Here is a 25,410-nt window from a genome sequence, read left to right as displayed (position 1 = left end):
GCGCTGCGTCCGGCGGCCGGGCTGCACGCGCCATTGCACCCTCCGGGGCGCGACAGGATCGCCGCACCGCGCGCAGAAGATCCCGGCGTGTCACTGCCATCTGCCGACGGTCTCCATCCCGTTCTGCCCGATGCCTTCGAGGTGTGGGGCGTCACCGCGACGCTCGTGGGGACCGTCGCGGTCCTCGAGGTCGACGCGCGGCCGCTCGGCTCGCCAGGGGAGGGCGGGTCGATGTCCGGCGGGCCGATGCTCATCTCCGACATCGGCGGCGAGCACGACGTCCACGGCTGCTGGAGCACCCAGGATCTGGGCGAGGGCGTCCAGCGGCTGACGTTCGTGGCCGGTGGCGAGGTCGCGTCCGCGCAGCTGTGGCTGTGGCGTGAGGACACCAAGGCGGTCGGCCTGCCCGCGCCGGCGCTGCAGCTGGCGGCGCCGATGGAGCAGCCCGGGATCGTCGAGCCCGTACTTGACCCGGGGCTTTCGCCCGAGATGGAGCCCGTGCTCGACGAGGCGGAGCCCATGCTCGACCCGGGGCTTCCGCCCGAGATGGAGCCCGTGCTCGACGAGGCGGAGCCCATGCTCGATCCAGCGCTCCCGCCCGAGGTGGAGCCCATCGCGCGCTTCGAGTCGGTCTTCGACCGCGAGTCGCTCGGGACGGGGGCGTTCGAGCCGCCGGTGGCTCATGAGGGCGAGCCGGCGGACGCGTGGCCGGCCGAGGAGCGCAGCGGCAGCTTCGCCGTCATGGAGCTGCGCCACCTGACGGCCAACGTCCAGCGCCAGCACCTGCCGGCGATCATCGCCCTCGCCGCGGCGTTCATCGCCTTCCTCGTCGTCGCGTTCACCGGCGTCGGCCCCACCGCCTTCTGAGCGTCAGGCCGCCGTCGAGGCGACCGCCACCTCGGGCCGGGCGGTCACGGTGCGGCGGGCGCGGCGCCGGACGTTGACGAGCACGACGGCGGCGAGCACGAGCGCGCCGCCGGCCGCCTGGGCGGGGCCCAGGCGCTCGCCGAAGACGGCCATCGCCAGCAGGACGGTCACGAGCGGCTCGACGGTGCTGACGATGGAGGCGGTCGCGGCGCCGACGCGCTGCAGGCCGAGCAGGAACGCCAGCACCGGCACCACCGTGCAGACGACGACGATGGCGGCGACGGTGGCCCAGCCACCGGTCGTCGCATCGAGTTGCGGGCCTCCGCGGACCGCGGTGAACGCGCCGATGACGACGGCCGCCGCGGTGACGACGAGCGCGGTGAGCAGGACCGGGTCGACCTGGCCGACGGTGCGGTCCGCCGCGAGGATGTAGGCCGTGTAGGCGACCGCGGCGCCGAGGGCGAGCGCCACGCCGGCGGCGTCGAGCGCGCCGGCCCCGCCGCCCGCGAGAACGAGCACCGTGCCGCTCGCGGCCAGCGCGAGCGCGCCGAGACGCCGGCGGTTGGCCGGTTCGCGCCGCAGCGCGATCCCGCCGAGCACGACGAGCGCGGGGTAGGCGTAGAGCAGCAGCGCGGCGAGCGACGCGTCGAGGCGCTCGAGGCTGGCGAAGAACGTGGCGGCCTGGAGCGCGTAGCCGAGGGCGCCGAGGCCGAGCGCGTACGCGACGATGCGCAGGCTCGGCCGGGCGGGCCGCCGCACGGCGACGATCGCCCACAGCACCACGGCGGCCACGCCGAAGCGGACCAGCAGCAGCGTCGAGACGTCGAAGCCGGCTCCGTAGGCGAGCTTGGCGAAGATCGCCATGGCCCCGAAGCCGGCGGCGGAGATCAGGCACAGCGCGATCCCCTGCCGCTCGCGGCCGTGGTCGCGCATCGCGAAGGGCCGTCCTACAGGTTCGGGCGGCGCGGGAACGGCTCGGGGCGCTCGTCGAAGAACGGGCGGCTCTCCGCGCCGTACCGTGACGAGAGCGCCGCGAACACCACGGCACCGATGATTGAGGCAACAATGATCATGTCCACATGATCGGACGTCGGGTGCCTCAGCGGTAGCCTTGATCGGCTTCGGCATCCAAAGGAAACGCCTATGACGCTCCAGCAGCTCCAGTACTTCCTGGCGTCGGTCGAGCACGGCTCCTTCAGCGCGGCCGCCGAGGCGCTGCACCTCGCCCAGCCGTCGGTGTCCGAGCAGGTTCGCCGGCTCGAGGACGAGCTCGGCGTCACCCTCTTCCAGCGCGTCGGGCGCGGCCTCGTCGCCACTGAGGCGGGACGCACGCTGCGCCCGCACGCCGAGCGGGTCCTGGCCGAGGTCGAGGGCGCCCGCGACGCCGTCGTGGACGTGCGCGAGGTGCGCGGCGGCACCGCGGCGTTCGGCGTCTTCGGCACCTCGCGCTACTACCTCGGTGCGGACCTCGTGCGCGCATTCCACCGCGACCATCCGGACGTCCGCATTCAGCTCGTCGGCCAGAACTCGTCCGAGGTGGTCGACGCGGTGCGCGCCGGCGAGCTCGAGGCGGGCGTCGTCGTGCTGCCCATCGACGATGCCGGCCTGGACGTGCGCCCGGCGATGCGCGACGAGCTGCTGTTCTGCTCGGCCGATCCCGCGCACCTGCGCTCGGCCATGACGATCGAGCGCCTCGCCCGCGGACCGCTCGTGCTCTACGACGTGACGTTCGGCGCCCAGGACCCCACGCGGCGCCAGCTCACCGAGCTCGCCCAGCGCGCCGGGGTCACGCTCGAGCCGCTGATCGACGTCGAGGACCCGGAGACCGCGCTCGACCTCGCCGTCGAAGGGCTCGGCGACACCATCGCCGCCCGCGGCACGCTGCTGGCCCAGCGCCGGCGCCTGTCGGGGCGGCTGGGGTGGGTGCCGTTCGCCGAGCCGATCTACGACGACTTCGCGTTCGTCTGGCGGCGCGGTGCGCACTTGTCGCCCGCGACCCGCGCGTTCGTGCAGGCGGTCGAGGAGCGGTTGGCATCGGTCCGGCGGCGGCTGGACCGCGTGCCGCGGCGCCACCGGCCCGGAGCCTGAAGGCCCGTCGCCTGCCCGCCTGGTCCGGCCAGGGCGAGCGAGGCGCCGAGGTCGTGTCGGCCGGGCTGCGCGGGCGGGCGATGTCGATGCTCGGCGGCGTGACGCGGGGCGGGGTGGCCGCCGCGCTCCACGTGGTCCGCCTCGTGCCGGAGACGATGCGCCGGTCCGCCCGCTGAGCCGGGGTCAGTCGCGCCCGCCCGCGGCGACCGGCTCGGGAGCCTCGACCGCGAGCGCCGGGGCAGGAGCGCCTTCGACCGACACGTGCGGCAGGCGCCGGTCCAGCCACGCGGGCAGCCACCAGCTCGAGCGTCCGAGCAGGATCATCACCGCGGGCACGAGCAGGCAGCGCACGACGGTCGCGTCGACCGCCACGGCCACCGCCATGCCGAGCCCGAACTGCTTGACCGTCGGGTCCGCGTTGCCGACGAAGGCCGCGAAGACGCTGACCATGATCAGCGCGGCGGAGGTGATCACCCGCCCGGTCGACGCGATGCCGTCGACGACCGCCGTGCGCGGGTCGTGGGTCTCGATCCAGCGCTCGTGGCAGGCGCTGAGCAGGAAGACCTCGTAGTCCATCGACAGCCCGAAGAGGATCGCGAACATCATCAACGGGACGAACGAGACGATCGGCACCGGGTCCGACAGCCCGATGAGCGAGATGCCGAAGCCCTCCTGGAAGACGAGCGTCACCACGCCGTAGGCCGCGCCGATCGACAGGAGGTTCATCACCGCGGCCTTGATCGGCAGCACGATCGACCGGAACGCGAGCAGGAGCAGCAGGAAGCTCAGCGCGAGCACGAAGGCGATGACGAGCGGCAGGCGGTCGGAGATCTCCGCCGCGAGGTCGACACCCGCCGCGGTCTGGCCCCCGACCTGGGCGTCGATGCCGGTCGGCGCGATGACGTCGTTGCGCAGGCGCCGCACGAGCGCCTCGGTCGCGAGGTCGCCCGGCGCCGTCGTCGGCGTCACCGTGAGCAGCGCGGCCTGGCCGTCCTGGGCCGGGATCGGCGGCGACACGGACGCCACGCCGTCGGCCCCGGTCAGCGCGGCGGCCAGCCGGGTCAGGTCGGCCTCCTGGGGGGCACCGGGCACGGCGACGAGCAGCGGCCCGTTGCTCCCGGGCCCGAAGCCCTCCGACAGCAGGTCGAACGCGACGCGCTGCTCGCTGCCCTTGGCCGCGGTGCCGTTGTCGGCCTGCCCGAGGTGCAGCGAGAAGACCGGGATCATGAGCGCGACGAGGATCGCCAGCCCGGCGATCAGGGCGGGCCACGGACGGTCGGCGACCGCACGCGCCCACCGGGCCCACCCGTGCACGCCCTCGCGCTGCTGCGCGCGCTGGGCGCGGCGGTGCAGACCGGGGATCGGCAGCGCGTTGATCTTCGTGCCGACCAGGGCCATCAGGCACGGGAGCAGGACGATCGCCGCGAGCACCGCGATCGCCACGACGATCGCCGCGGAGTACCCGAGCGACGACACGATCGGGATGCCGGTCAGCGCGAGCGAGCACAGCGCGACGACCACCGTGCCGCCGGCGAAGACCACCGCGTTGCCGGACGTGGCGACCGTGCGCGGGATCGACTCGGCGACCGTCATCCCGGCGGCGAGGTTCTGGCGGTGGCGGGTGATGAGGAACAGCGCGTAGTCGATGCCCACCCCGAGGCCGATCATCGTCCCGAGCGTCGGCCCGATGGTCGGCACGGTGATGAGGTGGCCGAGGACGGTGACCAGCGACAGCCCGGCACCCAGCCCGATGAGCCCCGTGAGCAGCGGCAGGCCCATCGACACGACGCTGCCGAACGTGACGAGCAGGACGATCACCGCGATGGCGAGGCCGATCGCCTCGCTGGGGTCCTCGACCTGTGCCTCGGCCTGCTGGCCGACGATCCCGCCCACCGCGACCGTCAGCTGCGAGCGCGCCGCGTCCGTCGCGGCGACGATGTCGTCCGCGGCGGCGTGGGTCAGGTCCTGCGGCTCGCCGTCGAGCGTGACCGTCGCGTAGGCGATCCGCCCGTCGCGGCTCACCGTGGCCGGCGTGAACGGGTCCGAGACGTCCGCGACGTCATCCGCCGCGCGCAGGTCCTTCAGCGCCCCGTCCACCGCCGCCCGGTTGGCGCCGCGGTCCACCCGGCCTTCCGCGGCGGCGAACACCACCGGGCTCGACGCCTTGGTCGCCGCCGGGAAGTGGTCGACCAGGAGGTCCTGCGCCCGCTGGCTTCCCGTGCCGGGCAGCGCGAAGTTGTCGCTGGTCCGCGTGCCCAGTGCGCCGGCCGCCAGCCCGAGCCCGACCACGGCCATCAGGCAGCAGATCAGCACGATCCAGCGGCGGCGCACGCACAGGCGTCCGAGCCTCTCGAGAGCCGCGCTCACTCAGACCACGAAATCACGCGCGGCGCCGCAGCGCAATCGAACCGGACATATGGACGAGATCGCCTACGCGGCCGCCGGAGCGAGCGCCTCGTAGGCCTCCGCCAGCCGGCGCACGCCCTCGTCGATCTCCTCGGGCGTCACGCCCGAGTACGCGAGCCGCAGGGTGTTCTCGCCGCCCTCCAGCAGGAAGTCGGTGCCCTTGACGATCTGCACGCCGCGCTCGGCCGCCGCGGTGAACAGCGCCGCGACGTCCGTGCCCTCGGGCAGCTCGACCCACAGGAAGTAGCCGCCCTCCGGCGCCACGAACCGCGCATCCGGGATCTCGCGCTCGAGCGCCGCGCAGAGGACGCCCGCGCGCTCGGCGAGGGCGGCCTTGACCGTCTCGATCGAGCTGCGGATCCGGCCGCTCGCGCAGAACTGGTGGACGATGCCCTGGGCGACCATCGAGGGTGAGATGTACGTGTGGGTCGCCAGCGCCGTGATGCGGGCGATGAGCTCCGCCGGCCCGACGAGGTAGCCGACGCGCACGCCGGGGCACACCGTCTTGGAGAACGACGACGCGTAGACGACCGTGCCGTGCTCGTCGAGCGAGAGCATGGTGGGCAGCGCCTCGCCGGCGAAGCGCAGCGCGACGTACGGGTCGTCCTCGAAGATCGTGAAGTCGTGCTCCCGGGCGAGCGCCAGCAGCGCCGAGCGCTTCTCGCGCGACAGCGTGTAGCCCGCCGGGTTCTGGAAGTTCGGGATGACGTGGGCGAGCGTCGGCTTGAGGCCGTCGCGCAGGGCGGCGCCGAGCGCCGTGACGTCGAGGCCGTCGGGCTCCAGGTCGATCATGTGGATGTCAGCGCGGCGGTACTTGCGCAGGCTCAGCAGCGTGCGGTCGTACGTGGGCTTCTCCACGACCACGCTGTCGCCTTCGCCGACGAGCGTCTCGAAGAGGAACGCATCGGCCTGCATCGAGCCGTTCGTGACGATGACCTGCGACGGGTCGACGCCGTGCTGCTCGGCGATCCACGCGCGCAGGGGCGGGTAGCCGATCGCGGTGCCGTAGCCGGTCAGGCCCGCCGGGTCCTCGGCGAAGGCGAGCGCCGCCGCCTCGCGCAGGCCCTCGACGTCGACGATGTCGAGCGACGGGGCGCCGCGGGCGAAGGAGATGGTGTCGGAAGGGGCCATGCCCCAAATGTACGAGGTCAGCCGCCGCCGCGACTGGACACGCCGGGGATGCCGCTGCTCGTCTGCGTGCGGGGGGTGGTGGTGGCCGGGGTGGTGGTCGTCACGGTGCGCACCGTCGTCGTGCCGGACGGCGTCGTGACCGTCCGCGTCGTCGTGGTGGTCGCCGGCTTCGCCGCGGGCTTGCGGCCCCTGTTCTCGATGATCGCGAGCTCCTCGGCGAGCTGCGCGTCGGTGATCGGCACGAGGCGGTTCGCGGTGGCCAGGGCCTGCGCGCTCTTCAGGTACGCCTGCGCGTAGGCGCGGACCTCGTCGCGCTCCAGCGACTGGCGCGACGTGAACAGGTAGAAGCGCCGCGACAGCGGATACGCGCCGGAGGTGATCGTGATCGGCGACGGGAACACGCAGTTCGGCCCCGGGTAGATCGTCTCGCCGTCCTTGGTCTTCTTCGGCAGCTGGCTCGCCGGGAGGTCCGGGATCGCCGTCGCCGTCTGGACCGTCGTGATGTTGCCGTCGGGCGTGGTCACCGTCGCGGCGGGCCCGACGTTGGGCACCGTCGGCGTCGTGACGCCCTGCGCGGCGAGGATCCGCTCCCGATCCTTGTCGGACAGGTCGTCGAGCGTGACGGGCTGGCCCGACGCGGTCACCGGCACGCCGTAGTCGATCTCCATCGGGCGCAGCTGGTCCTCGAAGAGCTCGTAGTACGTGAAGCGGAAGCCGCCGACGACGCCGGGCGCCTCAGCCAGGGCGAGCTGCGAGCGCGCATAGCGGAGGACGCGGTCGCGCAGCTCGCGGTCGAAGCGGGCGTTGACGCGGGCCGCGGCGCGGCGCTTGGCGCGGATGTTGCGCACCCGGTTGCGCGCCTCCAGCCGAGCCGCCTGGGCGGCGGTGAGCGTCACCTTGCGGCGGGCCAGGTCCTGGTTCTCGCGGGCGATCGCGCGCAGCACCGCGCGGTCCGCCGTCCGGACCGCCGCGTCGACCGCCTGCCGGCGCTCCCTGGCGGTCTCGCGCCGCAGCCGCGCCTCGTACGCGTCGACGCGGCGCTGCGCGGCGGTCACGCGCCGCTGGCCCACGACCTCCTCGCGCTCGAGCAGGTCCGTGTTCTCCACGACGTAGTCCGCGCGGACGTCGGCGAGCGACGGGTCGTCGACGCCGAGCACCACCTGGCCGAAGAACTCGAAGTTGCCCGAGCCGTCCTGGCGACCGGTGGTGGTGAGCGGCAGGTCGAAGAAGCCGAGCTGCGACCACGTCGTGTACGGCGAGCCGGCGCGGAAGATGTCGCGCGCCTGCTGGACGGTGATGCAGTCCCCGCCGACGTCGGCCTCGTTCTTCGTGGCGATGACCTCCGCGTCGGCCGCCGAGGCGAGCGGCTCGGACAGCTCGACGCCGCGGTTGTTGCACGCGCGGACCTCGGCCTCGGTGGGCAGGCGGGCGACCTCGATCACGTCGACGCGGCCGGCGCAGAGGTCCACGAACGCCTGCTCCTCGCCCGCGGTGATGCGGGCGACGCCGACGCTCGAGCTGCCGAGGAAGCGGCTCGTGGCGGCGGTGCTCAGGCCGCCCTCGATGCCGTCGACGCGCACCGTGTTCTCCGGTGCGGCGGGCAGCGGCGGCGCGTTGCGGCGCACCGTGTTCGTGTTCGTCGTGCCCTCGGGCCCGGCGACGCTCGACGTGCCGGAGTCGCTCGTGTCGATGCCACACGCGACGAGCACCGCGGCGGCGACGCCGGCGAGCAGCGCGGCGATGGCGAGGCGGACGTTCACGGGATCACCGGGGTGAAGGTCTGGGGGGACACCTCGGTCGAGCCCAGCGGCGGGAACTTCAGGAGCTCGGGCAGCTGCATGACCTCGAAGTCGGAGAGCCGCAGGAACTGCACCTCGTTGCCGCGCAGCAGCGGCGTGCCCTGGTTGCGCTCACGGGCGAGGTTGCGCGGCAGCGGGTCGCGGCCGCTGGCCGTCAGCAGCCGGCCGTCGGGCCCGCGCAGGAGCTGGTTCCAGTCGGCGTTCTGCTTCGCGTACAGGGTCGGCGTGCGCGACCGGTCGACGACGATCGCGCCGTACCGGCGCAGCGAGTCGAGGATCGCCCGCGCGGCCTTGCGGTTCGTGCGCGGGGCGATGCAGTCCGTGCGGATCTCGCCCTGGCTGTCGCGCAGCCGGCCCGGCCCGCAGGTCGGCAGCGAGACGAGGTCGTCGAAGCGGTCCGTGCGCAGGCGGATCCGGGCGCCCTCGGGCAGCGAGCTCGTGCGGCCGTTGCCGTCCGTCGCTGATGCGGGCTGGACGTAGCTGCGCTGCGCCGGGCCGGGGACCGAGATCGCGAGCGCGTGCTCGATGCGCCCGGCGGCGACCTCCTCGGGCAGCAGCACGCCGGCGAACAGCGGCAGGCCGGACCCGCGCGCGCTGACCGAGTTCGGTCGCTGGTAGCCCGGGCCGTTGAGCGCCCACTTGCGCATGAACTGGTAGGACATGACGTTGTCGGAGCCCCGGCGCGCGCGCCACAGGTCATACGCGACGCCCTCGCGCCGGTTGAGCACCGTGAACCAGCCGTCGAACTGCGGCAGCGGCGACGCGTCGGGCGGGATCAGGAGGGTGTCGACGTTGCGCCCGTCGCCGCAGTCGGGCGGGATCTGGCGGCAGACCATCCGCGTTTCGACACCGCCCTCCTCGTCGACGATCGGGACCGTCCACTCCGTCGTGTTGATGAAGAGCGGGTCGTCGATCCGGCGGCGCTGCGTCGTGATCGTGTTGCCGCGCTCCGTGACCCCGATGCGCTCCTGCGCCTGGGCGATCAGCCGGTCGGAGTCGGCGTCGACCGCCTGGCCGACGATCGTCGTGTTCCACGGGCTCGACGCCGCGAACGGCCGGAAGATCGAGGTCGAGCTCAGGCTGCCGGTCTCGCCCGCGGCGCCGGTGTCGGTGGACGCCGAGCCCGGCGTCCCCTCCGTGCCGGCGCCGCCGATGCCGGGCGCGTTGGGCTGCGCCGGCGTCGTGGTGGCCGGGGCGGTGCGCGGCGTGGTGACCGTCCGCGTGACGACCGTCGCCGTCTCGGTGCCGCCGCCGCCGTCGCCGCCGCAGGCGGCGAGTCCGAGGGCGGCGAGCACCGCCGCGAGCGTGCCGGCGGCGAGGCGGCCGCTCACCCGTCGCCCTCGGTCGGCGGCGGGTCTGCGATCCCCGGCAGGCGAATCGCCGGCCGGCCCGCCTCCCGAGCGGCCTGTTCGGCGGCCGCTCCGAGCGCGACGATCAGCTCGTCGATCTGGCGGCGCACGTCGGCCGCCTCCTCGAGGCGGCCCGGGATGCTCTCGGCGGCCGCCACGAGCGCGTCCGTGATCTCGCTGATGCGGCGCACGCGCGCGTCGGCGAAGGTCTGGACCTGGCGCCGGGCCTCCTCGAGGTGGCGCGCCGCCGCGGACTCCGCCTCGGCGCGGATGCGCTGGGCGTCGCGCTCGGCGTCGAGGCGCACCTCGGTGGCCCGGCGCGCGGACGCCTCGTCGACCTCGCGCTGGAGGGCCTCGGCCGCCTGCCGGGCGGCGGCCATGATCTCCTCGACGCGGGCGCCCACGGACGCGGTCAGGTCGCCGGCCATCATCGATTCACGCTACCAACGGCCTCGGAGGCGTCAGCCGCCGGGCCGGGCGAAGGTCTGCGACCCCGTCCCCGTCCCGTTGCCGTTGCGGTTCGTGGTGGTCCGGCGCACCGGCGCGATCGGGTTGGCCGTCGCGACGCGGACGAGGATGTAGCGCTCGGTCCGGTAGACGACGGTCATCCCCGGCACGGCGCCGGCGTTCAGGCCCGGGTAGTGGCGCGTGATCAGGTCGCCGGACCGCGGGTTGTACGCCGCGAGCAGGTAGCGCACCTTCCCGTACGGGTCGTTGAGCACCGAGTTCCACTTCGCGTCGCCCTTGTCGATGCGGTCCCAGAACACCTGCGGCTGGCCGTTGAGCAGGATCACCCCGAACGTCTGCGCGTTGTCGGTCAGGATCGAGTTGTTCGTGTGGATGCGGTCCTTGATGTGCTGCGCCATCTGGGCCTCGGGGTCGATGCCCACGTTGAAGCCGCCGCGCGACGACGTCCCCTCCTGGCTGTCGCCGGTGGAGATCGCGCGGGTGAACGCCTGCTCGAGCGACTGGAAGGGGTAGTCCTGCATGCCCTTCCAGGCCGTGAAGAGGTTGACGATCAGCAGCACCAGGGTCACGCCCCAGACGACCAATCGGAAGGCGGCGTAACTTCGGTACACCCAGGCCGCGCCGACGAGCGACGTGAGCGCCATCGGCATCGAGTCGCGCAGCGTCAGCAGTCCCTCGTTCTGGGAGATCAGCGCATGCGCGCCCATGATCACGATGCCGAGCACGATGAAGCTGGCCAGCCACAGCGCCATGTCGTTGCGCTGGCCGAGGAACGCGATGACGAGCGCCGGGACCGCCGCGAACGCGAGCGGGAACACCGCCACGTTGAGCTCGAGCAACCGCCTCGACACCTCGTCGAAGCCGAGCGAGCCGCTGACGTCGATGCCGGTGGCGTTGACCGCCTGCGTCGAGGTCTGGTCCGACAGCCAGCCGAACGGCTCGCCGACGATCAGCGCGTTGAACAGGATCCACAGCGCCAGGGCGTAGACGACGGGCGCGCAGAACGCGATCACCGAGCCCTCGACCTCCACCCGGCTCGCGCGACGGCGCACGAGCGCGACGCCGATCAGCAGCGCCACGAGCAGCGCCCAGACGATGAACGCGTAGCGCGTGACGACGAGCAGCGCGAAGCCGAAGCCGGCGGCGATGAGGAAGCGCGGCTCGGTCGTCTCGTACCACGAGATGAAGCCGTACAGGCAGAACGCGAGCATCGCCAGGTAGACGGCCTCGCTCATGCCGTTGCCCGCGTAGAAGACCCACATCGGGTTGAGGCCGAACGCGAGGATCAGCGGCAGGCGGAAGACCAGCGGCATCTCGCAGCGCGCGAGCGTGCGGTCCAGCCAGACGATGCCGGCCGCGGCGAAGATCGAGGTCAGCAGCGGCAGCGCCACCAGCGACGTCGCCACCGGCTTGACCACCGTGAGCGGCAGGAAGGCGAACGTCGTCAGCGGTGGGAACAGGAAGCCGATCGCGGCGAGCTTCGGCGGGTCGTTCCACCACACCAGGTACGCGTCGGTGAGGCGGTTGAGCGCGTCGAAGACGACGACGTGGTCGTCGATCGTCACCTTGTAGCCGACGAGGAAGTAGAAGGCCGCGAACACGGCGAACATCAGCAGGCCCATGCGGGCCCCGGGGATGGCGACCTCGGGGCGGTACGGGCGGTCGTCGAGTGGGGTGCCGGAGGTGTGGGCGCGGTGCCCCAGGCCGGGCGGCGGTGCGGCGACGGCCATCAGCGAGCGGCGGTGCGGTCGGGAGCGGGCCCCACGCGGCGCGGCGCGGGCGGTGCGGCCGACGCGTGGCCGGCGTCGAGGCCGTGGACCGTCTTCTCCCAGTAGAACGGTCGGTAGAACAGCTGCAGGAAGCCCTTCCAGGCCGCCAGCGACATGAGGCCCCAGTAGAGCGGCGACAGCAGCGCGTACTTCGCGAGGTCGAAGTACCCGCGCTGCACGCACCCCGCGACGTTGAGGTACATGAAGACGAAGTTGCCGATGAACAGCTGGAACGCCGCCGCGTAGAAGATGAAGCTCGGGAAGAGCTCGCGGATCAGGTTGGACTCCGTGAAGAAGAACAGCGTGGTCAGCGCCCAGAAGATCGGGTTCAGCAGGAAGATGAACGTCCCGCCGACCACCATCTGGAAGCTCAGCCAGCTCTTGAAGCCCACCTGGCGCATCAGCCGGAACGGGTGGCGCATGTGCACGAGCCAGGTCTGGATGTAGCCCTTGATCCAGCGCGAGCGCTGGCGGATCCAGTTGTTGAGCTCGGAGTTGGCCTCCTCGAGCGTCGTCGAGTCGATCATCGCCGTCTTGTAGCCCGCCTTGTGCAGGCGGATGCCCAGGTCGGCGTCCTCGGTGACGTTGAACGGATCCCAGGCCGCGAGGTCGATCAGGCGGTCCGTGATGAAGTGGTTCGAGGTGCCGCCGAGCGGGATCGGCACGTCCTGCGCGTCCAGCCCCGGGAGCAGGAGATCGAAGTGCATCGAGTACTCGGTCGTGAACCACCGCGTGAGCAGGTTCTGGTCCGAGTTGAAGTAGTTGAGCTTGGCCTGGATGCAGGTGACGCTCGGGTCGACCTTCGTGAAGGCGACGACGATCTTCTTGAGCTGATCGGGATCCGGGCGGTCCTCGGCGTCGAAGATGACGACGTACTTGCCGTCGGCCTGCAGCAGGCCGTAGTTGCACGCCTTCGGCTTCGTCTTCGGCTGCGCGTCCGGGACGACGACGATCTTGAAGTGCGGCGGCAGGTCCATCGCCTGGATCGCGGGGACCGTCTCGTCGTCGTCCTCCTCGCAGAGCAGGCGGACGTCGAGCTTCGTCTTCGGGTAGTCCAGTCCGCCGATGCCGGCCACGAGCCGCGGGACGACCGACGCCTCCCGGTACAGCGGGATGAGGATCGTGTACATCGGCAGGTCGCGCTCGTCGAGGGCGGCGACCTCCTCGTCGGTGACCCCCACCTCGTACTGGTGGCTGAGCGCCGAGTACGTGAGCATGAACTTGTACAGCGACGTCGAGAGGTAGAAGAGGCTCGACAGCGCCATCGTCACGATGAGGGTGAGCTTCGGCTCCAGGATCAGGCAGAGCAGGAAGATCAGCGCGATCGCGAGGAAGAAGCCCTTCTGGGCGCCGGAGAGGACGCGGTTGGCGGACTCCTCGGGGAAGCGGTTGAGCAGCTCGGAGCGCGCGACCGTGACGTACTCGGTTCCGTGGACGCGCTGCAGCAGCTCGTCGATCGAGTTGCGGGAGGCGAGGAAGCCGCGCAGCTCGAGATGCGTGTGCTCGCGCAGCGCGGCGACCGTGTCGTCGTCGAGGACGTCGGCGATCGCCAGGTACAGCGTCGTGTCGTCGACCGCGATCGGCACGACGCGCAGGTGGCGGGCCAGCGGCTCGGGGATGAGCGCGAGCGCCTCCGGGTCCGGGTCGTACTCGGAGAGGTCGACGAGCGGGAGCTGGAACTGCTCGGCGAGGATCGCGACGAGCTCCGGCTCGTGGATGATCCCCGCGTGCACGAGGATGTCGCCGAGGCGGCTGCCGGTGCGCTCCTGCTCCTCGAGCGCCTCGCGCACCTGCTCGTCGGTGGCGATCCCGCGGGCGACGAGCAGGTCGCCGATGCGGGTGGGGTAGCTCGGCTCGGTGACGCGGCCGGGCTCGTCGAGCGGCATCGCGTCGAACGTCTCGTCGATGGCCCGGTCGACGTCCTCCTCGGGGCTGACCACGAAGCGCACCGAGCGGCCGGTGAGGGCGGTGGCCACCTCGCGGGCGACCTGGTCGAACGGCTCGGGCGTCGCGATCGTCACCACGCCGCTGGCGTAGGAGACGGGCAGCATGCGGTGGTAGCGGCAGATCTGCTCGCTGAGCAGGCGCGCGGCCAGCGGGTTGATCTCGAAGAAGTCGGGATCCTCGCGGTGCGCGGGGTCGAGCGCGGCGAACGGCAGTCCCGCGTGCGTGGCCAGGCGGCGGTAGAAGCTCCGGCTCGGCTCGGGGGCGGTCGTGGTCTGCATCAGCTCGTCCCTGAGGCGCGTTGCAGCGCGCGCTCGATCTCGACGGCGGGCGCGATGACGATATCGACGGTCAAGTACGGAAAACGCTGGCGCACGAGGGTGAGATCAGGATCGGGTCGCGAGCTCGCAACCTTGAGCCGATCTCCCACGAGGATCACGGGCACCGCCCGCTCGCGTGACGCGAGGGTGGGCGGGAGGTAGTGGAACAGCTTCGGATCGGGCTCGAAGCCGCGCAGTCCGGTGTAGCCGAGGCCGGCTTCGAGCGCCACGGCCATAGCGGCGTGCGCATCATCGGTCATGGAGCCTCATCGAGGGGTGGGGGGCTCTGGGTCGTCCGGGCGCTCGATCGTGTTGCGCCGGTACTGGGCCTCGCGGGCCAGCAGCGTCGCGGCGCGGTGGCGCTCGGCGGGAGGCACGGCGGCGACCGGCTCGCCGGGCGGCTCCGCGACGGGCGCGGCGTTGGCGTTGGCGTGGGCGCTCGCGCTGGCGTTGCGGCGGCGGCGGGAGCGGTCGGAGGCGGCGAAGCCCACGTAGAAGATGAGCAGGATGGCCAGCGGCGCGACGAGGAAGGAGAGGAAGAACACGGCGAAGCCGAGCAGCGCCACCATCGTCACGCCGATCAGCGCCAGCGGCTGATACCGGTCCTCGCGCTGCTGCGGGGGCATGGGCCTAGCCTCCCGTCCCGGCCGGTCGGACGTCGACGCGGAGGCGACCGGCCGCGGCCTCCGTGACGATGAGCTCGCCGGTCCCCGCGGCGCGCATCTCGCGCACGAGCGCGACGGGAGCGGCGACGCGCAGCTCGATGAGCGCGCGGTTGCCCTCGAAGCCCGAGACGTAGACGTCCTCGACTCCCGCCACGCGCGCGAGGCCCTGCTCGAACGTGCTGAGGGAGGTGATGTCCGAGAACGGGCCGGCGTCGATGACGACGGGGCCCTCGAAGGTCATGTCGTCGTGGTCGCCGGGTGGGGGCGGCGCGGGGGCGACGGGGGCCGGCGTGGGTGCGGCGGGCTCGGGCGCGGCGGGCGGCGTGCCGTACGCGGCGGGCTCGGGTGCGGGGGGCGGCGTGCCGTACGCGGCGTCGGGCAGCGCGGTTCCCACGCCGGGGACGGCGGGCTGGGCGGGCAGTGCCGGAGAGGCCGGCGTGTGAAGCTGGGGGTCGGCCTGCGGCGGCGCGGCGGCAGGAGCAGGCGCGGTCGCGGGCGCGGCGGTGGGGGCGGGCGCGGCGGCAGGAGCAGGCGCGGTGGCGGGGGCGGGCGCCGGCCAGGTGGCAGGAGCAGGCGCGGTAGCGGGGGCGGGGGCGGCGGTGGGGCCGGGCGCGGCAGCGGGGGCAGGTGGCGCACCGATGCGCTCGAGCACCCGGCTGTACTCGGCCTCGAGCTCGCGGGCGGTGCGATGCAGCTGCTCGCGGAAGCGCAGCAGCTCGTCGACCTGTCCCGTCAGGCCGCCCAGGCGGGCGCGGGCCTCGGCGAGCAGGCGGTCGGCTTCGCCCATGCCGGTCGCGGGACGGGATCCGACGGGCGCCGAGGCGGGCGCGGCGACCGGTGCCGGCGGTGAGACCTCCGGCGGGGGCGGCGCAGCCGCGGCGGTCGGAGGCGCCGCCTGGTCGCCGCCGTTCGCCGCTTGGGCCGGGGCGACGGATGTCAGCTCGGCCTCGAGGCGGCGGAGCTTGCGCTCGAGCTCGCTGAGGGTGGTGGAGACGTTCCCGCCTCCAGGTTCGTGTGGAGTCCGTGCCGTCACCAGAGCAGCCATCGGGACGTGAATCGCCCCTTCGGGATTCGCGGCCAGCCTACCAGTACCTTCCCCTGCACCGGCCGGTGTTTGCGGGCGGCGAGCGGTCGTGTGCGGGGATGCAGACACGGTGTCATCGCCCGTCGTCAGCAGCGCTCGGACGGCGTCCGTGGCACGCGTCGCGCAGGTCGGCGCTCCCGTCGAGCGAGGTGCATCCGTGGCTGCGCATCAGGCTCCTTGCCTTGTCGCGCGCATCGGGCGCGCGTGTGTCCGGAATCTGACAGTAGGGCCCGAACCCGCAGATCCTTGACGGTCCACCGCCATTCTGGACGAAGGTTCGACTTGTGCGGATCGTCATCGACGGCTCGTCGCGGCCTGCTCGCCCAGGCACAACAGCCCCAGGCGGGCGCTTCCGGCGCCATCCGCCGTGGCCTGCACCCGGAACGCCCGCTGGCGCCGGGTCGTGGTCTGGCCGATGTACCAGGCGGCGGAGAGCGTGAAGCCGCCGGCGATCGCGGACTCCCGCGCTCGGCAGCCCACGGTGAAAGACGCCGCGTGCCCCGCCTCGACATGTGCGTCGCCCGCGCGGAACGCCAGACGCAGGCTGAACCGCCGGCCGCCGTGGCCGGACGTCTCGCGGTGCAGGCACCGCGCGGAGGCGACGACGGTGACGTCGTCGAGGCCCAACACGGTCAGCGTGCTGCGCTCGAGCCCGGGCAGCGCCGGCATGCGCCCGAGCAGCCGGCCCGCCCCGCCCCCCTCGATGCGCAGCCCGGAAGCGATCGCCACCGTCCCGGCCGGACAGGCGACCGCGGGCAGCGTCGAGGCGGTGCCCGCGGCCAGCTTTGCGGTCACTTCGCGCCGCTCGCGCACGACGACCTTGCGGTCGCCGACGCTGCCCCGCAGGCAGCTCACCGCGAGCTGCAGCGCGGCATCGCCCTCCGCGTTGTTGCGCACGGCGAAGCGGTAGGCCTGGCGCGAGAACGCCTCGGCCTGCAGGACGTCGACGCCGCTGACGAGGTCGAACGACTCGTCGTCGATCTGCCGGTTCGAGTCCACCGACTCGACTCGCCACGTCCCGTCGGTGACGACGTCGCCGGCACGGCAGGCGAGCGTGAACTCGCCGCTCTGGCCCTCGTCGAGCGTCAGGCTCTGCGCGACGCGATAGACGCGCACGGACGGCGCCCCGCTCGCCAGGGCGGCGGCGGGCGTGGCGAGCGCCAGCGCGAAGGCGAGCAGCGCGATGCAGAGCCCTGCTCGGTGCATCGCGCGACCGTAACGGGCCTGGAGCGGCCCGCGGCCATCCTGGACGAATCAACGAGGCGGCGGCGCGCCGGGACCGCGCCGCCCCTCGTCAACCCTCGCCGGTCCTGCGCGCGGCGCAGGACCGGCTGCAATCACCCGCCCCCGGCGACTGTTCCGGCTGCCCTCACCCTCGGCGGCGCCGGATCAGCCGCCCAGGATCAGCCGCCCAAGATCTCCACCGCGATGTCGGCGACCTGCGTCGGCGTCCGCCCGACGCGCACGCCGCGCGACTCGAGCGCCTCCGCCTTCGCCGCGGCGGTGCCCTGCGTGCCGGAGACGATCGCGCCGGCGTGGCCCATCGTCTTGCCGGGGGGCGCGGTGAAGCCGGCGATGTAGCCGACGACCGGCTTGGAGACGCTGGCCGCGATGTACTCGGCGGCCTCCTCCTCGGCCGAGCCGCCGATCTCGCCGCTCATCACGATGAGCTCCGTCTGCGGGTCCTGCTCGAACAGCTCGATGATGTCGATGAAGCTCGAGCCGGGGACCGGGTCGCCGCCGATGCCGACGATCGACGAGTTGCCGAACCCGCGCTGGGCCAGCTCGTTGCCGATCTGGTAGGTCAGCGTGCCGGAGCGCGAGACCACGCCGACGTTGCCCTCCTTGAAGAAGGCGGCCGGGATGATCCCGACGTTCGCCTTGCCCGGCGAGAGGATGCCCGGGCAGTTCGGTCCGACGAGGCGCACGTCGCCGGCGCGCTTGAGGTGCGTGTAGACCCGCAGCTCGTCGTGCGCCGGGATGCCCTCGGTGATCGCGATGACGAGCTTGATGCCGGCGTCGGCGGCCTCGAGGATCGAGTCCGCGGCGAAACGCGGCGGCACGAAGATCATCGCGGTGTTGGCGCCGCGCTCGGCGACCGCGTGCGCGAACGTGTTGAACACGGGGACGCCCTCGACGTCCTGGCCCTCCTTGCCCGGGGTCACGCCCGCCACGACGTTCGTGCCGTAGCGCTTGTTGTTCATGGCGTGGAAGGTGCCCTCGCGCCCGGTGATGCCGGAGACGCAGAGGCGAGTGTCGTTGTCGACGAGGATGCTCATCGGGAGGCCTCCGTGCTGGCAGCCAGCTCGACGACCTTGGCGGCCGCGCCGTCCATCGTCGCCTCGGTGTGGACGTTGGGCAGCTGGGCCTCGGCGAGAAGCGCGCGGCCCTCCTTGTCGTTCGTGCCGTCCAGACGGACGACGAACGGCACGGTCGGCCTGATCTCCGCGAACGCGGCGATGAGGCCCTTGGCCACCTCGTCGCAGCGGGTGATGCCGCCGAAGATGTTGAACAGGACGGCCTTCACCTTCGGGTCGGAGAGGATGACCTCGACCGCGCTCGTGATCGCCTCGGCCTTCGAGCCGCCTCCCGCGTCGAGGAAGTTCGCGGGGCTGCCGCCCGCCTGGGCGACGACGTCGAGCGTGCTCATGACGAGCCCGGCGCCGTTGCCGAGGATGCCGATGTCGCCGTCGAGCTTGACGTAGGTCAGGCCGCGCTCCTTGGCCATGACCTCCTGCTCGTCCTCGCCCGAGACGTTGCGCAGCTCGGCGTTGTCGCCGTGCCGGAACAGCGCGTTGTCGTCGAGCGTCACCTTCGCGTCGAGGGCGGCCACCGAGCGGTCGTCCTTGATGATCAGCGGGTTGACCTCGACGAGCATCGCCTCCTCCTGCTCGTAGGCCTCGTAGAGGCGGCCGAGCAGGGCGGAGACGCCGCGCACGACGTCCGCGTCCACGCCGGCGTCGAAGCACAGGCGGCGCGCGTGGAAGTCCTGGAAGCCGAGCAGCGGGTCGACGTGTAGGCGCGCGATCGCCGCCGGGTCCTCCTCGGCGACGGCCTCGATGTCCATGCCGCCCTTGGTCGATAGCATCGCCAGCGTGGCCTTGGCCGCGCGGTCGAAGACGAAGGAGGCGTAGTACTCGGAGGCGATGTCGCTCGCCTCCTCGATCCACAGCTCGCGGACGGTCAGGCCGCGGATGTCCATGCCGAGGATGGCGTCGGCATGGACGCCCGCCTCGTCGCGGTTCCGGGCGACCTTGATGCCGCCCGCCTTGCCGCGCCCGCCGATCTGCACCTGCGCCTTGACGACGACCGGATAGCCGATCCCGTCGGCCACGTCGAGCGCCTCGTCGACGGTCGCGGCGTACCCGCCGCGGGGCACCGGAACCCCGTGGCGGGCGAAGAGTTGCTTGCCCTGATATTCGAGAAGGTCCATAAGAGCGCCCGACTTTAGGGGTTTGGGCCGTGCGGGTACCCGCCCGTCGAGGCGCGGATCTGTGGGAGCTCCCATCGCGGGCCGCGGGCCCTCGCGGTGCGGCCTTTCGGCGGTTTGGGACAATGCGCGGCCTCATGGCCCTCCCAAGCAACGTCACCTTCGTCACCTTCGACGTGTACGGCACTCTCATCGACTGGGAGACCGGCATCGCCGACGCCTTCGAGAAGGAGGCGTCGCGCGACGGGTTCACGATCGATCGCGACGAGGTCATCACCCTGTTCCTGGAGATCTCGCGCGAGATCGAGTCGGGCTCCTACGAGCTCTACGCGGAGGTTCTCCGGCGCACCGCGATCGAGATCGCCAAGCGGATCGGCTGGGACCTCGAGCCGTCGCGCTCGGGCTTCCTGCCGGACTCGGTGCAGCGCTGGCGCCCGTTCAAGGAGACCAACGCGCAGCTGGCGAAGTTCAAGAAGTCCTACGAGGTCGGGCTGATCTCGAACATCGACGACAAGCTGCTCGGGCAGACGCGCCGGCACATCCCGCTCGACTTCGACCTCGTCGTCACCGCCCAGCAGGTGCGCTCCTACAAGCCGGACCCCGCCCACTTCAAGGAGTGCGCGCGCCGCGTCGGCGGCAAGAAGGGCTGGGTCCACGTCGCCTCGTCGCTCTACCACGACGTCGAGCCGTGCCTGAAGGAGAAGATCCCGGTCGTGTGGGTCAACCGCCGCAAGGAGACGCTGGAGCCGGGCGCCAAGAAGCCGACCGCCGAGGTCAAGACGCTCGCGGAGGCGCTCAAGCTCCTGAGCGGCGGGTGAGGGTCCGCGCCCTGCACCCGGATGTGCTCGTCGCCACCAGCCGGTTCTGGCAGACGACGTGCACGGTCCTGCGTGGGGGCGACGAGGCCTTCGTCATCGACTCGCCGGTGCTGCCCGACGAGCTCGACGTGCTGCCCGCGGTGCTCGAGCAGGCCGGCTTCCCGTTCTCCGGGCTCCTGGCGACGCACGGCGACTGGGACCATCTGCTCGGCCGCTACGCGTTCCCCGGCGCGGCGTTGGGCTGTGCGGAGACGACCGCGGCGCGGCTGACCGGCGAGCCCGGTGCCGCCCAGCGCGGGCTGCGCGAGTTCGACGACGACCACTACGTCGTCCGCAGCGGCCCGCTCTCCCTCGGCCAGGTCGAGGCCCTGCCGGTGCCCGGCAAGCTCGAGCTCGGCGACGCGGGGGAGCTCGAGCTGCACCCGGCGGACGGCCACACGACCGACGGCATGGCGATCTGGATGCCGTGGACGGGCGTGCTCGTCTGCGGCGACTACCTCTCGCCCGTCGAGATCCCGTGGTTGTCGGAGGGCGCTTCGCGCGACGCGTACCTGGCGACGCTGGCGCGCCTCGAGCCGCTGGTCGCCGAGGCCGAGTGGGTCGTGCCCGGCCATGGCGAGCCGCTCGACGCCCAGCGGGCGATGGCGCTCCTGCGGGAGGACCGCGCCTACCTGGAGGCGCTGGGTGGCCCGGACGAGGTCACGCTGCCCCTGGCGCGGCGGACGGCGACCCAGCGCCGGATCCACGAGGAGAACCGGCGACGAGTCGCATGAGCCTGATCAACCACGTGGCGGTCGAGATGCCGCGCTCGCTGACCGAGGAGACCGTCGCGTTCTACGAGCTGCTCGGGTTCGAGCGTGTGTCGCCGCCGGAGTCGCTGCTCGACATCGCCGCGTGGGTGCGCTCCGGGGAGCAGACCATCCACTTGCTGTACGTCGAGGATCCCGTGGTGCCGCCGAGGGGGCACATCGCGATCGTGCGGGCGGACTACGAGGGGACCGTCGCGCGCCTGGAGGCGGCCGGCCATTCGTACCGGCGCCACGAGGTGCACTGGGGCTCGCCGCGCGGCTACGCGACCGATCCGGTCGGCCACATGATCGAGGTCATGGAGTTCCCCCCGCCACTGTAGATCGGCGCGCGCCGGCCGACAGATACGGGCATGTCCCGTGTCCGGCGCCTGCTCGCCCCCTTGATCGCCCTTGCCGTGGCCGTGGCCGTGGCCGTGGCCGGGCCCGCCGGCGCCGCGTCCGCCGCCACGCCGGCGCCGACCGCCGCCACGGCCGCCGGCTCCGCGTCGGCCGCGACGCCGGCACCGACTGCCGCCGCGCCCGCCGGCTCCGCGTCGGCCGCGACGCCGGCACCGACCGCCGCCGCGCCCGCCGGCTCCGTCACGGCCACCGTGAAGACGCGGATCTGCGTGCGCACGAAGACGAAGCGCGCGCGGGTCGTGCGCGTGACGGAGCGCTGCCGGCGCGGCGAGCTGCGGCTCACGTGGAAGCGCTACCGCGAGCTGGCCTCGTCGTCGGCCGCCTCCGGCGACGCGGGGCCGCAGGGCGTGCCCGGGCCGGATGGTCTGACCGGGCCGCAGGGTCCCGCCGGTCCCGCCGGGACGCCCGGTGCGCCGGGCGCCCCGGGCGGGAAGGGCGATCGCGGCGACACGGGCGCTCGCGGCGAGGCCGGCCCGGCCGGCCCTCAGGGCGCTACGGGCCCCAGCGACATCTACACCACGACGGGCAGCACCGGCGCGGCGGGCCCCGTCGAGGACACGCGCGCGACCCTGAACCTCCCCGCCGGCTCCTACCTCCTGCTGGGCCAGGCCCAGGCGTTCTCCTCGAGCGAGCTCGGCCTGTTCTTCGTCCGCTGCCGCATCCGCGACCGCGGCGCGCGCGTCGTCGAGAACGGCGCGACGATCGACGATGACCACACCGACGTCGCGACCGGCGCCCAGCCCGACATGGCGAACATCGTGCTCATCGCCCCGCTCGTCACCACCGGCGGAGCAGTGACGCTGCACTGCCAGGGTCTGCTCGGCGTGCCGCTCGTCGGCAACGTCGGCCTCACGGCGATCCGCACGGGCGCGCTGCACCCGTAGCCGGCGCGGCGCTCGCCCGCGCGTCAGCCCGTCGCCGGCTCGATCCGGCGGCCGAGGACGAGGTCCCGCGCGTCAGCCCGTCGCCGGCTCGATCCGGCGGCCGAGGACGAGGTCCCGCGCGTCAGTCCGCCGCCGGCTCGATCCGGCGGCCGAGGAAGAGGTCCCGCGCGCCGCTCGTCTTCGAGTGCTCCGAGAAGCCCATGCGCCGGTAGAGCGCGAGCGCGGGCTCGTTGTCCTCGTTCGTGTCGAGCTCGATGCGCCGGCAGCCGCGCAGCGCCGCCCGCTCCAGGGCCAGGGAGACGAGCGCTGCGCCGCAGCCGCTGCGCCGGGCCTCCGCGCTGACGAAGAGGTCCTCGAGCCAGCAGTCCGGGGCCGCGGTCCACACGCTGAAGCGGTAGCGCAGCTGGATGACTCCGGCGGGCGGCGAGTCCCCGTCGCGCGCGGCGAGGAGGTACTCGGTCTGGGGGTCCTCCATGAGACGCTCGACCGCCGCGAGGATCGCGTTGTCCGACGGCCAGGGAGAACGCTCGGGGGCCCGCCTCCCGCCGGCAGGGGCCGCAAGCCCACCTTGCGAGCCGGGGGCCGGCGTCGGCACCCCTGGTGATCCCTCGAGGGCCCGCCTCCCGCCGGCAGGGGCCGCAAGCCCACCTTGCGAGCCGGGGGCCGGCGTCGGCACCCCTGGTGCGAGGTGGTTGCGGAACGCGACGAGCAGCCGCGCGACCGGCTCGGCCTCGTGCGGCTCGGCCAGCCAGGTGCGGACGCCGCTCATGACCGCTTCGTGATGTGCCAGTCGACCGTCATCTCGGCGACGACGTCGCCGGCGCCGTTGGTGAGCTCAACCTCGACCGCGAAGCGCACCGAGCCCTCGTCGCGCAGCCGGGCGAGCAGGCCGTCGTGGCTCTGCTTCAGGCGGCCGGTCGCGGTGATGGGGCCGCGGGCGATCTTGCGGTAGTCGATCCGTGCGCCGCGAGCGAGCGGCTCGATGTCGGCGATCTCCTCGATGAACGCCCCGGCGAACGCCGCGCCGGACGCCGCCTCTCCGGCCGCGAACATCGCCCCGGCGTGCTGGGAGCCGACGTGGTTGCGCAACCGCTGGTCGTCGGGCAGCCGGACGACGCCCCGCCCCGCCGCGACCTCGACGATCTCCAGGCCCACGTGCGTGTTGAAGGGGATCGCCTGCGCCATCCCGCCGCGGATCGCCTCGAAGTCCATGGCGGCAATCTACTCAGGCGGCGGGGGCGCGGTCCGGCGCGCGTCGCCGGACCCGGCGACGACGCGCAGGTGCCGGACGTGCGTCAGGTTTGTCCCGAGGGGTGGGCAGAAGGTGACGCACGTCCCCGCCCCTTCAGCGGAGCGCTCTACTCGGCGTCCTTGATCACCGCGAGCGTCGCGCCGCTGGTGACCGCGTCGCCGACCTTGATCGGCAGCTCGGCGATGACCCCCGCCTTGTGGGCCGTGATCTCGTTCTCCATCTTCATCGCCTCGATGATCGCGATCATCGCGCCCTCCTCGACGGTCTGGCCGGCCTCGACGAGGACCTTGAAGATGTTGCCCTGCATCGGCGAGGCGAGCGTGTCGCCGCCGGCTCCGCCGCCGCCCGAGCGCGCGCGGGCCGAGCGCGCCGGCTTCTTGCCGTTCGCGCTCGCCGCCGGCGCGGCGCCGCCCCCACCGCCGGCGAACGGCGGTCCGATGACCTTGACGTCGAAGCGCTTGCCGGAGACCTCGACGGTGTAGGTCTGCTCGAGCTTCTCGCCGTCCTCCGAGTCGTCGACCAGCGCCTTCTCGGCGGCCAGGGACTTCAACCACGCCTTGTCCTCGACGAGGTCGCGGCAGGTCTCGGCGTTCGCCCACTGCTCGGAGGCCATGATCGCCTCGTGGAAGGGGACCAGGGTCGTCAGGCCCTCGATCTCGTACTCGCCCAGCGCGCGCAGCATCCGCCGCGTCGCCTGCTCGCGATCGGCGTCCCAGACGATGAGCTTGGCGACCATCGGGTCGTACATCGGCGAGACCTCGCCGCCCTCGCCGACGCCGGAGTCCACCCGCACGCCGGGTCCGGACGGCTCCTTGTAGGCGCCGATCCGCCCCGGTGCGGGCGCGAAGTTCCTCGACGCGTCCTCTGCGTTGATGCGGCACTCGATCGCGTGCCCGCGCAGCACCACCTCGTCCTGCGAGACGCTCAGCGGCTCGCCCGCCGCCGCCCGGATGCCCTCCTTGACGATGTCGATCCCGGTCACCATCTCGGTGACGCAGTGCTCGACCTGCACCCGGGTGTTCATCTCCAGGAAGAAGTACTCGCCGTCCTGGTAGAGGCCCTCGATCGTCCCCGCGCCGCGGTAGTCGACCGCGCGCGCCGCGTCGGTGGCGATCTTGCCGATCCGCGCGCGCATCTCGTCGTCGACGACCGGCGCCGGCGCCTCCTCGATCAGCTTCTGGTGGCGACGCTGGATGGAGCAGTCGCGCTCGCCGAGATGGATCACGTTGCCGTGCGTGTCGGCGAGGACCTGCACCTCGACGTGGCGCGGGTCGGGGAGGTAGCGCTCGATGTACACCGTCGCGTCGGAGAAGAACTTCTCGCCCTCGCGCGCCGCGCCCTCGAACGCCTTCTCGAGCTCGTCCTCGCTCAGCGCCACCCGGAAGCCCTTGCCGCCGCCGCCGCCCGCGGCCTTGATCGCCACGGGGTAGCCGATCTGCTTGTCGATCAGCTTGCGCGCGTCGTCGACCGTGTCGACCGGCTCGGTCGTGCCCGGCACGATCGGCACCCCGGCGGCCTGCATGATCTCCCGGGCCCGCGTCTTGGAGCCCATCGCGTCGATCGCGCTCGCGGGCGGGCCGATGAAGACGATCCCCGCCTCCTCGCACGCCCGCGCGAACGGCGCGTTCTCGGCGAGGAAGCCGTAGCCGGGATGCACGGCCTGCGCGCCCGACTCGCGGATGACCTCCATCAGCTTGTCGACGTTCAGATACGACTCGGCGGCGGTCGGGCCGCCCAGCAGGTAGGCCTCGTCGGCGCGCGCGACGTGCAGCGCGTCGCGATCGATCTCCGAGTACACCGCGACGGATGCGATGCCGAGCTCTTCCAGCGCCCGGATGACCCGCAGCGCTATCTCGCCCCGGTTGGCGACGAGGACCTTTTCGAACATGACCGCGATGCTATCGACGCATCCGCGACATTGACTCTCC

General features: G+C 72.8%; 25 protein-coding genes. 7 read left to right on the top strand and 18 right to left on the bottom strand.

Annotation, left to right across the window (positions count from 1 at the left end):
• The first annotated feature begins 87 nt into the window (after positions 1 to 87).
• Positions 88 to 867 (top strand): hypothetical protein, encoded by a 780-nt coding sequence (locus DSM104329_RS26725; RefSeq protein WP_259312916.1) that lies wholly within the window; start codon positions 88 to 90, stop codon positions 865 to 867.
• Between the two features lie 3 nt (positions 868 to 870).
• Here DSM104329_RS26725 and DSM104329_RS26720 read toward each other — a convergent pair whose 3' ends face one another.
• Both DSM104329_RS26720 and DSM104329_RS26715 read right to left on the bottom strand, forming a co-directional pair.
• Complete coding sequence (locus DSM104329_RS26720; RefSeq protein WP_259312915.1) at positions 871 to 1,800, bottom strand: DMT family transporter; 930 nt, start codon at positions 1,798 to 1,800, stop codon at positions 871 to 873.
• 14 nt (positions 1,801 to 1,814) lie between these two features.
• The gene (locus DSM104329_RS26715) at positions 1,815 to 1,940 is read right to left on the bottom strand and encodes a hypothetical protein (RefSeq protein WP_259312914.1); all 126 of its coding nucleotides are present in this window, start codon (positions 1,938 to 1,940) and stop codon (positions 1,815 to 1,817) included.
• A gap of 70 nt (positions 1,941 to 2,010) precedes the next feature.
• Between DSM104329_RS26715 and DSM104329_RS26710 the strand changes: the two genes are divergently transcribed.
• Positions 2,011 to 2,955, top strand: a complete 945-nt coding sequence (locus DSM104329_RS26710) for a LysR family transcriptional regulator (RefSeq protein WP_259312913.1) — start codon at positions 2,011 to 2,013, stop codon at positions 2,953 to 2,955.
• A gap of 53 nt (positions 2,956 to 3,008) precedes the next feature.
• Positions 3,009 to 3,131 carry a hypothetical protein gene (locus DSM104329_RS26705; RefSeq protein ID WP_259312912.1) on the top strand — a complete coding sequence of 41 codons (123 nt, stop codon included), beginning with the start codon at positions 3,009 to 3,011 and terminating at the stop codon, positions 3,129 to 3,131.
• A gap of 7 nt (positions 3,132 to 3,138) precedes the next feature.
• Here the strand turns inward: DSM104329_RS26705 and DSM104329_RS26700 are convergent, their stop codons facing one another.
• From DSM104329_RS26700 to sucC, 13 genes are all read right to left on the bottom strand, one after another.
• Entirely contained in the window at positions 3,139 to 5,322 is a 2,184-nt protein-coding gene (locus DSM104329_RS26700) for an MMPL family transporter (RefSeq protein ID WP_259312911.1), read from the bottom strand.
• 63 nt (positions 5,323 to 5,385) lie between these two features.
• Positions 5,386 to 6,492 (bottom strand): aminotransferase-like domain-containing protein, encoded by a 1,107-nt coding sequence (locus tag DSM104329_RS26695; RefSeq protein WP_259312910.1) that lies wholly within the window; start codon positions 6,490 to 6,492, stop codon positions 5,386 to 5,388.
• A gap of 17 nt (positions 6,493 to 6,509) precedes the next feature.
• A complete protein-coding gene (locus DSM104329_RS26690) occupies positions 6,510 to 8,252 on the bottom strand; it encodes a PstS family phosphate ABC transporter substrate-binding protein (protein ID WP_259312909.1) in 1,743 nt (580 codons plus the stop codon).
• The gene (locus tag DSM104329_RS26685; RefSeq protein ID WP_259312908.1) at positions 8,249 to 9,622 is read right to left on the bottom strand and encodes a hypothetical protein; all 1,374 of its coding nucleotides are present in this window, start codon (positions 9,620 to 9,622) and stop codon (positions 8,249 to 8,251) included. Before DSM104329_RS26685 ends, DSM104329_RS26690 begins: the two co-directional genes overlap by 4 nt.
• On the bottom strand, positions 9,619 to 10,071 hold the full coding sequence (locus tag DSM104329_RS26680; RefSeq protein ID WP_259312907.1) for a hypothetical protein: 453 nt from the start codon (positions 10,069 to 10,071) through the stop codon (positions 9,619 to 9,621). Before DSM104329_RS26680 ends, DSM104329_RS26685 begins: the two co-directional genes overlap by 4 nt.
• 30 nt (positions 10,072 to 10,101) lie before the next feature.
• Positions 10,102 to 11,838, bottom strand: coding sequence for a DUF2029 domain-containing protein (locus DSM104329_RS26675; protein ID WP_259312906.1), 1,737 nt, complete (start codon positions 11,836 to 11,838; stop codon positions 10,102 to 10,104).
• Positions 11,838 to 14,102 carry a GspE/PulE/PilB domain-containing protein gene (locus tag DSM104329_RS26670; protein ID WP_259312905.1) on the bottom strand — a complete coding sequence of 755 codons (2,265 nt, stop codon included), beginning with the start codon at positions 14,100 to 14,102 and terminating at the stop codon, positions 11,838 to 11,840. The genes DSM104329_RS26675 and DSM104329_RS26670 overlap by 1 nt, the downstream gene beginning before the upstream one ends.
• Complete coding sequence (locus DSM104329_RS26665) at positions 14,102 to 14,401, bottom strand: GspE/PulE/PilB domain-containing protein (protein WP_259312904.1); 300 nt, start codon at positions 14,399 to 14,401, stop codon at positions 14,102 to 14,104. The genes DSM104329_RS26670 and DSM104329_RS26665 overlap by 1 nt, the downstream gene beginning before the upstream one ends.
• 6 nt (positions 14,402 to 14,407) lie before the next feature.
• Positions 14,408 to 14,767, bottom strand: a complete 360-nt coding sequence (locus tag DSM104329_RS26660; RefSeq protein ID WP_259312903.1) for a hypothetical protein — start codon at positions 14,765 to 14,767, stop codon at positions 14,408 to 14,410.
• A 4-nt stretch (positions 14,768 to 14,771) separates the two neighbouring features.
• Positions 14,772 to 15,839 carry a hypothetical protein gene (locus tag DSM104329_RS26655; RefSeq protein WP_259312902.1) on the bottom strand — a complete coding sequence of 356 codons (1,068 nt, stop codon included), beginning with the start codon at positions 15,837 to 15,839 and terminating at the stop codon, positions 14,772 to 14,774.
• 345 nt (positions 15,840 to 16,184) lie between these two features.
• The gene (locus tag DSM104329_RS26650; protein ID WP_259312901.1) at positions 16,185 to 17,096 is read right to left on the bottom strand and encodes a hypothetical protein; all 912 of its coding nucleotides are present in this window, start codon (positions 17,094 to 17,096) and stop codon (positions 16,185 to 16,187) included.
• Between the two features lie 197 nt (positions 17,097 to 17,293).
• On the bottom strand, positions 17,294 to 18,169 hold the full coding sequence (gene sucD / locus DSM104329_RS26645; RefSeq protein ID WP_259312900.1) for a succinate--CoA ligase subunit alpha: 876 nt from the start codon (positions 18,167 to 18,169) through the stop codon (positions 17,294 to 17,296).
• The gene (gene sucC / locus DSM104329_RS26640) at positions 18,166 to 19,323 is read right to left on the bottom strand and encodes an ADP-forming succinate--CoA ligase subunit beta (protein WP_259312899.1); all 1,158 of its coding nucleotides are present in this window, start codon (positions 19,321 to 19,323) and stop codon (positions 18,166 to 18,168) included. The genes sucD and sucC overlap by 4 nt, the downstream gene beginning before the upstream one ends.
• A gap of 134 nt (positions 19,324 to 19,457) precedes the next feature.
• Between sucC and DSM104329_RS26635 the strand changes: the two genes are divergently transcribed.
• The 4 genes from DSM104329_RS26635 to DSM104329_RS26620 are packed head-to-tail and all read left to right on the top strand — an operon-like array spanning position 19,458 to position 22,230.
• A complete protein-coding gene (locus DSM104329_RS26635; RefSeq protein ID WP_259312898.1) occupies positions 19,458 to 20,138 on the top strand; it encodes an HAD-IA family hydrolase in 681 nt (226 codons plus the stop codon).
• On the top strand, positions 20,135 to 20,911 hold the full coding sequence (locus tag DSM104329_RS26630) for an MBL fold metallo-hydrolase (protein WP_259312897.1): 777 nt from the start codon (positions 20,135 to 20,137) through the stop codon (positions 20,909 to 20,911). The genes DSM104329_RS26635 and DSM104329_RS26630 overlap by 4 nt, the downstream gene beginning before the upstream one ends.
• Positions 20,908 to 21,267 carry a VOC family protein gene (locus DSM104329_RS26625; protein ID WP_259312896.1) on the top strand — a complete coding sequence of 120 codons (360 nt, stop codon included), beginning with the start codon at positions 20,908 to 20,910 and terminating at the stop codon, positions 21,265 to 21,267. Before DSM104329_RS26630 ends, DSM104329_RS26625 begins: the two co-directional genes overlap by 4 nt.
• Positions 21,268 to 21,297: 30 nt before the next feature.
• On the top strand, positions 21,298 to 22,230 hold the full coding sequence (locus tag DSM104329_RS26620; RefSeq protein WP_259312895.1) for a collagen-like protein: 933 nt from the start codon (positions 21,298 to 21,300) through the stop codon (positions 22,228 to 22,230).
• A 121-nt stretch (positions 22,231 to 22,351) separates the two neighbouring features.
• On the opposite strand, the gene DSM104329_RS26615 is transcribed toward DSM104329_RS26620, so the two are convergent.
• From DSM104329_RS26615 to DSM104329_RS26605, 3 genes are all read right to left on the bottom strand, one after another.
• A complete protein-coding gene (locus DSM104329_RS26615; RefSeq protein ID WP_259312894.1) occupies positions 22,352 to 22,999 on the bottom strand; it encodes a GNAT family N-acetyltransferase in 648 nt (215 codons plus the stop codon).
• Complete coding sequence (locus DSM104329_RS26610) at positions 22,996 to 23,442, bottom strand: DUF4442 domain-containing protein (RefSeq protein ID WP_259312893.1); 447 nt, start codon at positions 23,440 to 23,442, stop codon at positions 22,996 to 22,998. Before DSM104329_RS26610 ends, DSM104329_RS26615 begins: the two co-directional genes overlap by 4 nt.
• Before the next feature lie 146 nt (positions 23,443 to 23,588).
• Entirely contained in the window at positions 23,589 to 25,370 is a 1,782-nt protein-coding gene (locus tag DSM104329_RS26605; protein WP_259312892.1) for an acetyl-CoA carboxylase biotin carboxylase subunit, read from the bottom strand.
• Positions 25,371 to 25,410: the final 40 nt, after the last annotated feature.

This window comes from Capillimicrobium parvum, from assembly GCF_021172045.1.
GTDB lineage: Bacteria > Actinomycetota > Thermoleophilia > Solirubrobacterales > Solirubrobacteraceae > Capillimicrobium > Capillimicrobium parvum.
This window is presented reverse-complemented; position numbering and strand designations above follow the sequence as displayed.